Annotated in this window: 13 protein-coding genes; all 13 read right to left on the bottom strand. The window is 37.8% G+C overall.

Annotation, left to right across the window (positions count from 1 at the left end; translation table 11 throughout):
* Positions 1 to 11: 11 nt before the first annotated feature.
* The 13 genes from recA to AC4G3L_RS10765 all read right to left on the bottom strand — a co-directional run bounded on the left by recA (position 12) and on the right by AC4G3L_RS10765 (position 14,477).
* Complete coding sequence (gene recA, locus AC4G3L_RS10825; protein ID WP_491076960.1) at positions 12 to 1,055, bottom strand: recombinase RecA; 1,044 nt, start codon at positions 1,053 to 1,055, stop codon at positions 12 to 14.
* Positions 1,056 to 1,309: 254 nt separating this feature from the next.
* A complete protein-coding gene (locus tag AC4G3L_RS10820; protein WP_491076959.1) occupies positions 1,310 to 2,560 on the bottom strand; it encodes a competence/damage-inducible protein A in 1,251 nt (416 codons plus the stop codon).
* 43 nt (positions 2,561 to 2,603) lie between these two features.
* On the bottom strand, positions 2,604 to 3,182 hold the full coding sequence (gene pgsA / locus AC4G3L_RS10815) for a CDP-diacylglycerol--glycerol-3-phosphate 3-phosphatidyltransferase (protein ID WP_491076958.1): 579 nt from the start codon (positions 3,180 to 3,182) through the stop codon (positions 2,604 to 2,606).
* A gap of 86 nt (positions 3,183 to 3,268) precedes the next feature.
* A complete protein-coding gene (locus tag AC4G3L_RS10810; protein ID WP_491076957.1) occupies positions 3,269 to 4,150 on the bottom strand; it encodes a helix-turn-helix domain-containing protein in 882 nt (293 codons plus the stop codon).
* Between the two features lie 18 nt (positions 4,151 to 4,168).
* Positions 4,169 to 4,963 (bottom strand): DUF3388 domain-containing protein, encoded by a 795-nt coding sequence (locus AC4G3L_RS10805; RefSeq protein ID WP_491076956.1) that lies wholly within the window; start codon positions 4,961 to 4,963, stop codon positions 4,169 to 4,171.
* Positions 4,964 to 5,078: 115 nt separating this feature from the next.
* Positions 5,079 to 5,804: an elongation factor P 5-aminopentanone reductase gene (gene ymfI, locus AC4G3L_RS10800; RefSeq protein WP_491076955.1), complete on the bottom strand. Its 726-nt coding sequence runs from the start codon at positions 5,802 to 5,804 to the stop codon at positions 5,079 to 5,081.
* Positions 5,805 to 6,059: 255 nt separating this feature from the next.
* Positions 6,060 to 7,346 carry an EF-P 5-aminopentanol modification-associated protein YfmH gene (gene yfmH / locus AC4G3L_RS10795; protein ID WP_491076954.1) on the bottom strand — a complete coding sequence of 429 codons (1,287 nt, stop codon included), beginning with the start codon at positions 7,344 to 7,346 and terminating at the stop codon, positions 6,060 to 6,062.
* Positions 7,346 to 8,623, bottom strand: coding sequence for an EF-P 5-aminopentanol modification-associated protein YfmF (gene yfmF, locus AC4G3L_RS10790; protein WP_491076953.1), 1,278 nt, complete (start codon positions 8,621 to 8,623; stop codon positions 7,346 to 7,348). Before yfmF ends, yfmH begins: the two co-directional genes overlap by 1 nt.
* Positions 8,624 to 8,888: 265 nt before the next feature.
* Positions 8,889 to 9,848 carry an ABC transporter permease gene (locus tag AC4G3L_RS10785; protein ID WP_491076952.1) on the bottom strand — a complete coding sequence of 320 codons (960 nt, stop codon included), beginning with the start codon at positions 9,846 to 9,848 and terminating at the stop codon, positions 8,889 to 8,891.
* Positions 9,849 to 10,901 carry an ABC transporter permease gene (locus tag AC4G3L_RS10780; protein ID WP_491076951.1) on the bottom strand — a complete coding sequence of 351 codons (1,053 nt, stop codon included), beginning with the start codon at positions 10,899 to 10,901 and terminating at the stop codon, positions 9,849 to 9,851. It abuts the gene before it with no gap.
* Entirely contained in the window at positions 10,894 to 12,429 is a 1,536-nt protein-coding gene (locus AC4G3L_RS10775) for an ABC transporter ATP-binding protein (protein WP_491076950.1), read from the bottom strand. The genes AC4G3L_RS10780 and AC4G3L_RS10775 overlap by 8 nt, the downstream gene beginning before the upstream one ends.
* Before the next feature lie 184 nt (positions 12,430 to 12,613).
* Positions 12,614 to 13,699 (bottom strand): BMP family lipoprotein, encoded by a 1,086-nt coding sequence (locus AC4G3L_RS10770; RefSeq protein WP_491076949.1) that lies wholly within the window; start codon positions 13,697 to 13,699, stop codon positions 12,614 to 12,616.
* Positions 13,700 to 13,751: 52 nt separating this feature from the next.
* Positions 13,752 to 14,477, bottom strand: coding sequence for a GntR family transcriptional regulator (locus AC4G3L_RS10765; RefSeq protein WP_491076948.1), 726 nt, complete (start codon positions 14,475 to 14,477; stop codon positions 13,752 to 13,754).
* Positions 14,478 to 14,594: the final 117 nt, after the last annotated feature.

The following is a 14,594-nucleotide window of genomic DNA, read 5'->3' as shown; positions in this document are numbered from 1 at the left end:
TACAATTATACTTATTCTGGTAAATCGAAGCCGTCTGTTTCTTCTACTGGAGCAATATCTTGAGCTTCTCCATTTAATCCATATGCGGAGCGAATTTTCAAAGATATCTCATCACGAACATTTGGATTTTCTCTTAAGAAAAGTTTAGCATTCTCTCGACCTTGACCTAAACGTTCCCCATTATAAGAATACCAGGAACCACTCTTTTCGATGACATCCAATTCAGAACCAATGTCGATGATTTCACCTTCTTTAGAAATACCTTCACCGTACATAATATCCACTTCTGCCACTTTAAATGGCGGAGCCACTTTATTTTTAACAACTTTAATTTTAGTTCTATTTCCTACAATATCATTTCCTTGCTTCAGTTGTTCTGCACGTCTTACTTCAAGTCGAATCGTAGAATAGAACTTAAGCGCACGGCCCCCTGGAGTTGTTTCTGGATTACCAAACATAACTCCAATCTTTTCACGGATCTGGTTGATGAAAATTGCTATGGTGTTAGATTTATTAATGGATCCTGAAAGTTTACGAAGAGCCTGAGACATTAAACGGGCTTGTAAACCCATATGAGAATCTCCCATTTCACCTTCAATCTCAGCCTTTGGTACTAATGCAGCCACTGAGTCGACAACAATAATATCAATCGCGCCGCTACGCACAAGTGCTTCAGCAATCTCTAATGCCTGTTCACCTGTATCTGGTTGGGAAAGCAATAATTCATCTATATTTACGCCAAGCTTTTGTGCATATGCTGGATCTAAAGAATGCTCTGCATCAATAAAAGCTGCTTGTCCACCCTTTGCCTGGACTTCAGCAACTGCATGTAAAGCTACTGTTGTTTTACCGGAACTCTCCGGTCCATAAATCTCAATTATTCTTCCTCTTGGATATCCACCCACACCTAGTGCTGAATCTAGCATAAGAGAACCACTTGGAATTGTGGAAACCCTTCTGTCCGCTCTTTCACCGAGCTTCATTACTGAACCTTTACCAAATTGCTTTTCAATTTGTTTTAGCGCCATATCCAGCGCAGCCTGACGTTCACTCACAGTTTATTTCCTCCCCACATCTATATAAAAACATACTTTGTATAATTTAGATCTTATCTATACTATACCTTATTCTTTTGAATTTGCCAAGCAAAAAGGCGAACATTTATTCGTATTATTTTTTGCCATTTTTGCATCCAATTCAATTGAATTCCTCTAGCAAATTGATTATTTCAACCAATATACAGTGCAAAACTTAAATTTTTGCAGTTTAATAAAATATAACCCCCAACTATAAATAGTTGGGGGGGAATTCATTTTGCATATAATTCTCTCAGCTTGTGTATAAGAAAATGGCACCCATACTTCATACTTCGAATCCGGTTCACCTCACGCATACCGCCTAAATCTAATTTCTTTGCGTAAGTTTGTTCACCGGCTATTGCTATACCAATATAGACCGTTCCTACCGGATGACCTTCTAATTCATCCGGTCCTGCTACACCGGTAAAGCTAATCCCAATATCAGATTGCAGCATAGCTTTAATATTGTCAGCCATTTCCATCGCACATTGCTCACTGACAACTCCATATTTATCTATGGTCGATTGTTCAACTTTCAGAAGCTTTTTCTTGGCTTCATTGGTATAAACAACAATGCCGCCTTTGAGAATCAAACCTGCTCCCTGTATATCTGTCATTTTTTCCTGAAACATTCCGCCCGTTAAACTCTCAGCAGCAGAGATGGTAAGTTCATTTTCTTTTAAAAGATTAATGAGTTCATTCATGATTGTTGTATCATCATATCCATAAAAATATTGACCCACACGTGAAAGGATTTTCTCTTCCGTCTGTTTTAATAGTTTATCAGCTTCAGCTGTTGATTCATGTTTAGCCGTAATCCGGAGAGTCACTTCTCCGTCTAAGGCAAGAGGGGCTATTGTTGGATTGCTCTGCTGATCTAGTAAATCCTCTATATCTGTTTCAAGCTGCGATTCTCCTATACCATAAAAACGCAATACTCTTGAATCAATCCGTTCAACCCGATCCATTGATCTTAATAGATAGGGAACCGTATAATCCTGATGCATTGGCCTCATTTCACTTGGTGGTCCGGGCATAAGAATATGAAGAATATCTCCATGAGTCACAGCCATTCCGGGAGCCATCCCATTATGGTTATGGAATACTTCTGATCCCGCAATAACCAATGCCTGCTTCCGATTATTTTCTGTCATGACCCGTTTTATTTTTTTGAAATAATCCTCAATGTTTCCCATTGCTTTTTGATCTGTTATTAATGTTTTACCAATATATGACGCTACAACATCTTTTGTTATATCATCCTTCGTAGGTCCCAAACCACCGGTATAAATAATAAGATTTGCCCGGGATTCGGCAATTTCAATCGCCTTTTTCAATCGTTTGGGATTATCCCCTACTACCGTATGGTAATATACATTAACACCTATCTCTGCCAAGCTTTTGGAAATAAACTGAGCATTTGTATTGGCAATCTGTCCAAGCAACAACTCTGAACCGACTGCTATTATTTCTGCATTCATTCAATCACCCGCCAATTTAACAAGTTATATACGAATGATACCCTTATTTAGAATTTAAAAACGCTTGTTTATTCTTAGCAAAGTAATCCCATCCAGACCATAAAGTAAAGAAAAGGGCTACATATAAAGCTAGTTCAGCAAATGGGAAATTGATCCATTCAAATGGGAGATTATGCAATAACAGTGCAGATATAGCAATAATTTGCGTCCAGGTCTTAATTTTTCCCAATTGATTTGCGGCTACAACTTCACCCCCGCCGGCTAAAACAAGACGAAGACCTGTTACAGCAAATTCACGGCTGATTATTAAAATAACAATCCAGGCCGAAGCAAGATTCAGTTCCACCAGAATAATTAATGCTGCTGAAACAAGCAGTTTATCCGCCAGCGGATCAAGAAATTTCCCTAGAGTTGTGACCAGATTATACTTTCTTGCGTAATAACCATCAACCCAATCTGTTGTGGAGGCAATGATAAAAAGTACGGCTCCAACAAAATGAGAAATTGGCAGTTCCTCGCCATTTATTATCCATGTTCCCCAATCAATAGACGGAAGCATGATAATCACAAACAAAGGGATCATACATATTCTGGAAATCGTTATCTTATTCGGTAAATTCACAAGATGTTCCTCACTTTACTATAAATTTTATTTTTATTATGTAGAAGAAATACGAGGGAAGGTCACCCTTTGATGACCTTCCACCCTTATTCCTTCGTGTAATTAATCGTTATGTTTTGGACAATGGAATCACTTTCGTACTCCAGCTTTTCATCATTAACAAACAATTCTGTGTCTGTTGTTCTTCCGATATTAAGTACAATTTGATTATCGTCAGTTAGGTCAAAGTCTTGGCTTTCTCCTTCTTTAAGCATTCCATTAAAGAGATTTTCTCCTTTGGAATTTTTAATGGATACCCAAGTCTCGCCCTTAGATTTTACAGAAACTTTGAATTCATCTGCATTATTTAATTCGTATATTGTATTTTTTCCATTAGCAGAGGTAACTTTCAGATCGGCAGGAGCTTTTTCTTCTGTTTCTTCCTCAGCATTGTCAGTAGTATTTTCTTTTTCTGTCTCTTCTTTTTCTTGTGCGGTTTCATCTTCTTTTGGGGTTGTTGGCTCGCCCTGTTCTAATTGTACAGGGTTGTTTCCTTGATCAGCCGTCCCGGAATCATCATTATTACCAACCGCTTTTGCTACAAAATAATAGATAATAGCGACAACCGCGACTAGAAATACAATAATTAAAATTTTCGGGAGCAATTCCAACCACTTGGAATTCTGCACAGGCATTGTTTTTTTGGTTTGTACCCTGGATAATTTTCGAGGGATCTCTTCCTGCTGTACAGCAGCCGCAGGGATATCCGTTTGATGCAGTGCAAATAGCTCTTCTGCATCCAAGCCAACCGCCTCAGCATATTGTTTAATAAATGCTCTGACATAGAATTTACCGGGCATCATTTCATAATTACCCTCTTCTATGCCTACAAGGTAACGTTTTTGTATCTTTGTTAATTGTTGAAGATCATCTAAAGTTAATCCTTTAGATTCTCTGGCTTCCTTTAATACTTTTCCTAATTCCGTCATTTAAACACCTTCTAATCACTAAAAATCAAACGATCCAAATTCGGAACCCCCAAATAAAGAGGATTGCTGGTCTACTGCTTCATATGTGATTTCTTCGTTCGGGTCATTACGTAGTTCAATAATATAATCAAAGTCGTCCATTGTATACTCTGAATTTTGTACAAATATATCAGGATGTTCTACCACTTTTATTGAATCAAGTCTCATAATTTCCCGGACCAGCTGCCAATGTTTTTCACTGGCTCTGCGCGTTGATACAATCCCATCAAGAATAAACAAGTTATTTTCATTGTATTCATCTTCAATTAATTGATTTCGAACAGTTTGTTTTAAAAGGGTCGAGGAAACAAATAACCAACGCTTATTCGCACATACACTTGCTGCAACGATTGATTCCGTTTTACCTACCCTTGGCATGCCTCTGATTCCTATTAATTTATGACCTTCCTGCTTAAAAAGCTCAGCCATAAAATCAACAAGAAGCCCAAGATCTTCCCGTACAAATCGAAAGGTTTTTCGTTCATCTGCATCTCGTTGTATGTAACGCCCATGTCTAACTGCTAACCGATCTCTTAATTTTGGTTCTCTGAGTTTCGTTACTTTTATCGTATCCATTGTTTGCAGAATTGATTCGAGGCGTTCAATCTGGCGACTATCCTTAGCTAATAGTAGCATGCCACGTCTTCCTTCATCTACACCATTTATGGTTACGATATTGATGGAGAGCATTCCTAACAAAGAAGAAATATCCCCCAATAAACCGGGACGGTTACTTTTAATTTCATATTCAAAATAATATTCCTTCTTGTCCATTACATACCCTCCTAAGAAAAATATTTGACAATTTCCTTCAATATTTTCCCTATGTCCTATCATATATGATTTCCAGACAGGTGAAAAGTAAAATACATAACGTATTACCAAATACTTATGTGTTCCAACCACCATTCACGCTAATAATCTGACCAGTTATATAACTGGAGTCTTCTGAAAGGATAAATGAGACAACTCCCGAGATTTCTTTTGGTAATCCTAAACGTCCCATTGGTATTTCTTCTTCCAATTCTTTTAGCTCTTCAGATTCAAATCTTTCAAGCATGGCGGTAGCAATTGCCCCTGGCGATATCGCATTCACTCTGATTCCCGAAGGTGCAAGTTCTTTTGCGAGTGCTTTGACAAAAGAATTTTGTCCACCCTTTACCATTGAATACAGAACTTCGCATGAAGCCCCTACTTCTCCCCAAATAGACGTTATGGCAATGATATTTCCTTCTTTTTTATTTATTAGCTTCTGAACAAGCCCCTTTGTTATTAGAAAGGGGGATGTACTATGCAAAGTAACCATCTGTTTGGCACGTTCATCGCTTATATCTGTAATTAAGCCAAAGTGACTGTCTCCACTGTTTAAAATAATGGCATCAATTTCATCAATTTCGTTAATAATATCTTGATGGCCGCCGTCTTTACTTAAATCAGCTTGAATCACTTTTGTATGGATTGGAAATAGCTTTAATTCTTCCAGCAGTGAAGTGATACCCTTATCATTACGGTAATAATGGAGATATAAGTTCCAACCCTCTGATGCCAAACGCAATGCAATTGCCCGGCCGATTCCACCACTCGCTCCTGTAATCAGTGCATATTTTCCATTCATGATTAAAAACCCCTTGCTCAAAATAACACTTACAATACTTTTCATTATAAAGGTTGTTCTTCAAAAGGAAAACCATCAAATAAAAATAGTTATTTGTTTCATAGAGATGTTATCATCTTAAAAATCAATTCATATAAAAGTCAACTCTAGTAAAAATACAATTCCACCTCCTCTGTCCGTTTGTGTTTTTTCAGGAGATTTGACTAAACAGAAAGAAGAAAAGAGCCAACACCATTAAGGTTCGGCTCTCGTCAATCAAGATGGAAGAATTTGAAACACTGACATCCTGTCTTCATTTATTAATTCTTGTACCGTTTTATTTACTTCCTCAAATGTCAAAGATTCTAAAACGGTAACGACATCAAATAACTTCATATCATTAAACGCATAGCGAGTAAATTGATTAGCAATTGATTCTGGTGAATTTAAAGATCTCAGAAATGCACCAATCTTTTTTTTGCGAACAGAATTCAGCTTATCCTCAGTTACAAACTCTCCATCACGGGCGGCAAAAAGAATATTTTTTAATTCCTCCTCTAATAGATCCGGCTCATCCGTATCACTGCCAACCATTCCAAATCCAAATCCATATTCCTGCGTATAATCATAGAAGAATGAATGGTCAATTAACCCTTTCGTATAAAGCTTCTCGTAGTAATCGGAGCTTTTTCCAAAGGTCATATCAAGAAAAAGATTGATGGACAACTCTTGTTTTAGTAAATCAAGGCCTTGCAGAGTTGGATTACAAGCTTTTAATCCAACCACACACTTAGGCGTCTGGACATGCATATTAATTGTACGTTTTTTTATTGCTACTCCAATAGGTTCCTCTTCAAATTTACGGCTTATATCTCCACGGTTATCGAAATCTTTCATAGCTTGATTATCACGTACCTGCTTCATAATTAATTCTGGATCCTCAGGTCCTGTAATAAATAAGAGCATGTTGCTTGGATGATAAAATGCATTGTAGCATTGGTAAAGCAGTTCTTTTGTTATCCCTGCGATAGACTCCACCGTACCTGCAATATCAATTTTCACAGGATGATTATGATATAAATTTTCGATGATACCAAAATATAATCTCCAATCAGCATTATCATCATACATGGTGATTTCCTGCCCAATGATTCCCTTTTCCTTCTCGACACTCTTATCCGAGAAATAGGGTTCCTGTACAAAATCAATCAGTGTTTCTAAATTTTTCTGTACATCAGTTGTACTGGAAAAAAGGTACGCTGTACGTGTAAAAGAAGTAAAAGCATTAGCCGCTGCTCCTTGCTTACTGAATTGTTGAAATACATCGCCATCTTCTTTTTCGAACAATTTATGTTCGAGGAAATGGGCAATCCCATCCGGAACTCTTGAATATACTTCCGCCCCAGGTTCTTTAAAATAATTATCAATTGATCCATACTTTGTTGTAAATGTAGCATACGTCTTATTGAATCCTTTTTTTGGAAGGATATAAACAGACAGCCCATTATCCATTTTTTCAAAATATAATTCTTCCTGAAGTTGATCAAATAGTAGTTTCTCCATTATTCTGTCACCTCATTTCCGCTTAAAAAGTAAATGGTATCCATTTGAACTTTGCCTCCGCAAGCTATGATTTCTTCCTTTGTCACCTTATCTATCTCTGACAACCATTCATCCAAAGTCGTCTGAATATCGGCAACCACATTATGATAAAGAACTTCTGTTAAACCGCGGGAGGTATCAATGGTTTCTAGCAATTGATTTTTAATAATCGCTTTTGTTTGGTCTATTTCCTGATCCGTAAATTCTCCCTTTTTCATAGCTTCCATTTGTTCTTTTATGATTGTTATCGCCTGGTCATAATTTTTATTATCTATACCGGACATAACCATTAAAAGACCCTTATGGCTTTCAAGTCGTGAAGCTGCATAATAAGCCAGGCTTGCTTTTTCACGAACATTTATGAAAAGCTTGGAGTGTGAGAATCCACCAAAAATCCCATTAAACATTTGCAGAGCAAAATAATCGGGGTCACCGTACGTAATATTTGTTCGAAAGCCAATATTTAACTTCCCCTGTTTGATATCCTGTATTTCTTTTAATTCTTTCACTTCATGGATATTATGCTTACTATGCACAACACGTTCCGGCCTTCTCTCTGCAAACTGAAAATATTGGGCAGATAGTTGAGCAACTCTTTCTTCATCCAAATCGCCAATCACATAGAGATCAAGTTCATCTTCTTCAAATACGTTAATATAATATTGGTATAAACTTTCAGGAGTAATTTCATCTACTGCATCTAATATCCCGTTCGCTTCTAAACGATAATTTTCTTCGAGACACATTTCCTGAGTTAAGCGTAAAGAAGAATAACGCATCTTATCATCATATACAGCTTGAAGTCTTTGTTTCAATGCACGCTTTTCCTTTGTAACTGTGTCCGAATCAAAAGCATTCCCCAGTACGTTGGGGTTAATCAAAACATCATGTAAGAGCTTAAATGATTGCTCCAATAGGGGCTCGGGTTTAGATAAAAAACGTTCATTTACCATTTCCATTTGGAAACTCATGATATGATATTCACCTTTTTTACTAACATCCGTAAAAAGACTCGCTCCATACAATTGATCAAGATGGGACCTGAAAGCTGTCGATGTGGGATAAGCGGCCGTGTTACTTTGGAGCACATTAGGTAATAAAGCTCTATATGTAACAGTTTCTTCTTTTAAAGGTGCTTTCATCTTCCAAACAAGCGTGGTGGTTTTAAATTTCTTCGTTGGTATAAAATGAATGGTTACACCTGCTTGTTTAATTTTAATCTCATCAATAACTGCCATAAATGTTGACCTCCCTTTACTCAATGTTATGCAGATTCATATCCATATTGTTCGTCTCAAGGATTTATTTTAAACCTTTAGTTTGAATATACAGGTTAAATGGAAGATAAATCAAGGAACTGCCCCTGACCCTAATCCCATCTTTTTTTAATTTATATGAGAAACATATACACAGTACAGAGACCATTTTTCTTTTCCGATAAAAAAGACAAGAGCCGCTCAAACCAGCCCTTGTCTTTTATTAATAACTCGATAAATTTGTCTTTTAGCGTTTTCCTTTGATATATGGTGTTCCGGATGCTTTTGGTGCATCGGCACGTCCAATAAATCCTGTTAAGGCCAATATTGTCAATACATATGGCAAAATCAACATATAGACATTTGGTATGTCACTAAAGAATGGAAGCATTGAGCTTACAATACTTAAACACTGTGCAAATCCAAAGAATAATGCCGCGCCCATTGCGCCGATTGGATGCCATTTTCCAAAAATCATAGCAGCTAGTGCCATGAATCCTTGTCCTGATATTGTCGCATGAGTAAAATCTAAAGCAATGGTCGAAGCATAAATAGCTCCACCTAAGGCTCCCAATATACCACTTAAAATAACCCCAATATAGCGCATTCTATTTACATTAATACCCATTGTGTCAGCGGCCATTGGATGTTCACCAACTGATCGCAGACGCAGACCAAATGGTGTTTTAAAGATTACATACCAGCATATCACCGCAATGATGATAGCCAGGATAGATGTATAATGTAAATCTGAGAATAGAATCTTACCAAGCACAGGTATATCACTTAATACTGGAATTTCTACACTGTAAAATGGTTCAGAAATTTTTTCTGTTTGTCCCTTACCATAAACTAATTTTACAATAAACATACAAGCCCCAAGCGCCAGCATGTTAATGGCTACACCACTGACTGTTTGGTCAGCCCGGAAGGTTATTGATGCTACTGCGTGCAATAGTGAAAAGATTCCGCCAACTACCATAGCCACAACTAATGAAATCCAAGGAGTCCATCCACCAAACGTATCCGCAAATGATAAGTTGAACACGATGCTTGTAAAGGCACCAACTACCATTAAACCTTCCAATCCAATATTTACTACACCAGAACGCTCAGAAAACACACCACCGAGGGCAGTCAAAATAAGTGGAGAGGCGTATACAAGTGTAGATGGAACAAGTATAGCTAGTATCTCTAAGAAACTCACTTATTCCACCCCCTTTTTCTTGCTAAACTTTCTCAGCATGAGTCGAATAACATAACTGGACGCTACAAAAAATATAATTAGTGCGATAACTACATCAATAATTTCAGTCGGTATTCCAGTTTCCATTGGCATATTCAATGAACCATATTTCAATCCACCGAATAAGAAAGCAGCAAGCACAACACCGATTGCTGTATTGGCACCGAGTAATGCAACCGCAATTCCGTCAAAACCTACCCCAGTATGTGCACCTTTTACACCAATATACTCGAAGGTTCCAAGCCCCTCCATGGCTCCGGCAAGTCCAGCAAAAGCCCCGGAAATCAACATGGCATATACAATATTTCGATCAACACTGATACCTGCATATTTAGAGGCATGCTGGTTGAAACCAACAGCTTTTAATTCGTAACCTCTTGTTGTTCTCTCCAATAAAAACCACATGATGATTGCTCCTGCTATCGCAACCGCAAAGCCCCAGTGCAATCTGGAGTTAAACGTCAATTCTGCTAAAATGTCAGAACGGAAAGATGCAGATGGCGCAATCTTTTCTGTTTTGTCCATATTATCTGTTAAAACGTAAGAGATGATATAATTGACAACATGTAAGGAAATATAGTTCATCATAATCGTTGTAATAACTTCATGGACTCTGAATTTAGCTTTTAATAGACCAGGAATGAATGCCCACAAAGCTCCTGCTATCGCAGCAACAAGTACAGCAAGCGGCAAATGGATCATTTTAGGTAAATCAGTGAAAAGTGTACCAATCCAAACAGCACCTAACCATCCCATTAGAAACTGGCCTTCAACACCTATATTAAAAAGTCCTGTCCTAAACGCAAAGGCAACCGCTAAACCTGCCAATATATAAGGAGTAACCTGCCGGATCGTCTCACCTATTGCATAGGAATCCATAAAAATACCATTCCATAAAGCTCCATAACCGGCTATCGGATCATAACCACTGGCCCACATCACGATAGCACCCGCGATTAAACCAAGCAAGACAGCTATAACAGGGATTAATAAATTCGATAATTTTTTATACATTAGCCTCATTCCCCGCTTCCTTAACCTTACTTCCTGCCATTAATAATCCCAGTTCCTGTTCTGTCGTTTTCTTAGGATCAACAATTGCAACAATAGAACCCTCATATATAACGGCAATACGGTCACTTACATTTAAAATTTCATCCAGCTCAAATGATATGAGCAATACAGCTTTCCCCTGATCTCGTTGCTCAATCAAACGCCTGTGAATGAACTCAATAGCCCCTACATCAAGGCCCCTAGTTGGCTGGGCAGCAATTAGTAAATCAGGATTACGATCTATTTCACGGGCAATAATGGCTTTCTGCTGGTTCCCTCCAGATAAAGCTCTGGCAGGAGTATACTCACTTGGAGTTCGTACATCGAACTCTTCAATTAGTTTACGAGCTTTATTAAAGATATTCTTATAATTTAAGACTCCCCATTTTGAAAACGGTTGCTGATAATAGGTTTGCAAAACCATATTTTCACCAATTGAATAATCCAGTACAAGGCCATATTTATGGCGATCCTGAGGGATATGGCCAATTCCGGTTTCCGTGATTTTCCTAGGGCTTTTTCTTTGTATTTCAGCACCATTTATGGATATTATTCCGGATTCTGGTTTTTTTAGGCCGGTAATTGCTTCAATTAACTCGGTTTGTCCATTTCCATCTACACCGGCAATTCCTAAAATTTCACCCGCACGAACTGATAGGTTAAGATTACGGATTGCTTCAACACCACGTGAGTCTTTAACAACCAAATCATGTATATTTAATACATCTTTACCTGGCTCTGCATCCTGTTTCACAGTTGTAAAAATGACTTCACGGCCTACCATCAGACTGGCCAATTCATTTGGATTTGTTTCACTGACATTTACGGTACCAATTCCTTTTCCTTTACGTATAACTGTACAACGGTCACAAACTTCCATAATTTCTTTCAATTTGTGTGTAATCAGAATGATGGATTTACCTTCCGTAATCAGGTTCTGCATGATTTGTATTAACTCCTTAATTTCCTGTGGTGTTAATACGGCAGTTGGTTCATCAAAAATAAGAATATCAGCTCCACGGTAGAGAGTTTTAAGTATTTCAACCCTCTGTTGCATACCAACTGAAATATCTGAAATCTTAGCGTCAGGATCAATACTCAGACCATACCTCTCTGATAACTGTCTAACTTCCTGCTCAGCCTCTTTTAAATCAATTGTTCCACCTTTGGTAGGCTCTTTACCAAGGATAATGTTTTCGGTTACTGTGAACGTATCAACAAGCATGAAATGCTGGTGCACCATTCCTATACCCAAGTCATTTGCAATATTTGGGCTTGTAATTTTTACTTCCTTACCATTTACACGGATTTCTCCTTGTTCTGGCTGGTAAAGACCGAACAAAACATTCATTAACGTGGATTTCCCTGCACCATTTTCCCCCAACAACGCATGAATCTCACCTTTTTTTAATTGTAAGGTGATATCATCATTCGCTACGATGCCCGGGAACTCTTTACGGATGTGCAACATCTCAATAACGTAGTCCACAGTTTTCACTCCTTTTCCAGAGAAAATTCATATCATAAGTAAGATGACAAAAGAAAAGTTGCCAATCTTATTGTGCAACCTTTCCTTTACCATATTGCTTAGAGGTCTGATGTCAGACTGACATAGGCCTAGGTAAATTGTAAGGGATAAGAAATGTTATTCTCATCCCTTACATAAGAGTTGCTTATTTTTTTAAGAATATTTTTAGATCTTCACGAGTAGATGGTACTGCAATCTCTCCACTCTTGATTTTTTCTTTGTATTCTGCAACTTTTGTTAGAATTTCTTCTGACAAGTTTTCTTTTGAAGGTGCAATATCTACCGCATCATTTTCTAAACCAAATTCAACATTTTCGCCACCAGGGAATTTTCCGTCTTTTGCAAGAGTGGATACTTCCTGAACAGCCAAATCAACTCGTTTAATCATGGAAGTTAACGTAATGTTTTTATCTGTACCCGGTACATCACCTAAGGCAGCTTGGTCAGAGTCAACCCCAATAACCCAAATTTCTTTGCTTGGATCATTTTTCGTAATGTTAACTGCTTCAGTAAATACACCTTTACCTGTACCGCCGGCAGCATGATAAATAATATCTATGCCTGATTTATACATTGCTTGTGCAGTTGCTTTACCAATATCAGCTTTATTAAAATCACCAGCATATTTAACCTGAACATCTGCATCAGGTTTTACTGATTTAACACCGGCAATAAATCCGGTCTCAAACTTTTTAATAAGTTCACTTTCGACTCCGCCAATAAATCCTATTTTATTGGATTTAGTTTGCATCGCGGCCACTACACCTACCAAGAATGATCCTTCATGCTCTTTAAATGTGATACTTGCGACATTATCACCTTCTACAACAGCGTCAATTAACGCGAATTTACTCTTAGGATTTTGCTCGGCAACTTCTGTAATAGAATCAGATAGTAAGAAACCTACCCCATAAATAAGGTCAAATTTTTGTCGTGCCAGTTGATTTAAGTTAGTCGTGTAATCAGCATCAGATTTGGACTGAAGGTAATCGTAACCATTTTTACCTTTTTCAAGGTTGTTATCTTTGCCAAATTGTTGTATACCTACCCAAGCGGATTGGTTAAAGGATTTGTCATCAACCCCGCCTGTATCCGTTACCATAGCAATTGTGAAATTGTCCTTGTTACCTTCACCGCCGCTTTTCGTCTCTTCTTTGTTTCCGCAAGCCCCCATGATTGTGCCCGCAGCCATAACAAGTGACAATGCCAAACCTAATTTGCGTTTCTTCAAGGCCTTAACCCCCTATAGTTTTTTGGCAGTAGGTTTCTTTTTTGCGCATGAATTATATTCTTTTACGCAAAATATGAAAGCGGAATGTATCCGCTTTAAAGAAGTTGGCCGAGTAAAGATATGGTTTGTCTTTACTATCATAGTGAGTTTGTTTAAGTAAAAGCAGAGCAGTGTCTGATTTGCAATTTAAAATAGGAGAAATCTTCTCGTGATATCCATGTGGTTCAATATCTGCCACAGCGTATGTAATTTGTATACCCGCATTTTTTTCCAAGACATGAAGTAATGATTCTTCTTGGTAAAGAGACGGATCCGGTAACACACGAACGGGTATCTTGTCCAGACAATATACGACAGGTTCTCCATTAGCAGTTCTGACTCGCTCGATTACTGAAAACTGATCCTCAACTTGACAGTCAAACCTTCGCATATCTTCTTCCGTTGCATGCTCTATGAATGAGTTTAAAAAAATTGTTCCCGGTTTCATGTTAGCCTCGCGGATCATGTCTGTTACACTCTTTAATTGTTCAATTCCTGAAGAGAATACAGGAGTGGAATTCACAAAAGTACCTACCCCATGCCTGCGTGTAATCAAATTATCTTCTTCCAGAATTCTGAGTGCTTCTCTTAATGTCGCTCTGCTCACACCGAGTAATTTGGCCCATACAGACTCAGAGGGCAATTTTTCATGCTCTTTATAGACACCGTTTCTTATGTCCTGTCTAATCTTGTCGATTACTTGCAGATATAATTGCCGGTTGTCTTGTCTGATAGACATACTCTTTTCCCCCAAAGAACTTCTAATTCTCATTCTATTGTTGTTATCTACTAACCACTCATAATTTATCATGTATTCACAAAGAAATAAATAGCTATTCACAAAATTATCATTTTT

It is taken from the genome of Bacillus sp. z33, assembly GCF_058313615.1.
The sequence above is the reverse complement of the archived record's forward strand: the minus strand, read 5'-3'. Positions and strand labels throughout refer to the sequence as shown.

Bases quoted from the DNA above. Each gene is read 5' to 3' on its own strand.
- AC4G3L_RS10820 (WP_491076959.1), bottom strand. From the start codon at position 2,560: ATGAATGCAGAAATAATAGCAGTCGGTTCAGAGTTGTTGCTTGGACAG.
- AC4G3L_RS10810 (WP_491076957.1), bottom strand. From the start codon at position 4,150: ATGACGGAATTAGGAAAAGTATTAAAGGAAGCCAGAGAATCTAAAGGA.
- AC4G3L_RS10805 (WP_491076956.1), bottom strand. From the start codon at position 4,963: ATGGACAAGAAGGAATATTATTTTGAATATGAAATTAAAAGTAACCGT.
- ymfI (WP_491076955.1), bottom strand. From the start codon at position 5,804: ATGAATGGAAAATATGCACTGATTACAGGAGCGAGTGGTGGAATCGGC.
- yfmH (WP_491076954.1), bottom strand. From the start codon at position 7,346: ATGGAGAAACTACTATTTGATCAACTTCAGGAAGAATTATATTTTGAA.
- yfmF (WP_491076953.1), bottom strand. From the start codon at position 8,623: ATGGCAGTTATTGATGAGATTAAAATTAAACAAGCAGGTGTAACCATT.
- AC4G3L_RS10780 (WP_491076951.1), bottom strand. From the start codon at position 10,901: ATGTATAAAAAATTATCGAATTTATTAATCCCTGTTATAGCTGTCTTG.
- AC4G3L_RS10765 (WP_491076948.1), bottom strand. From the start codon at position 14,477: ATGTCTATCAGACAAGACAACCGGCAATTATATCTGCAAGTAATCGAC.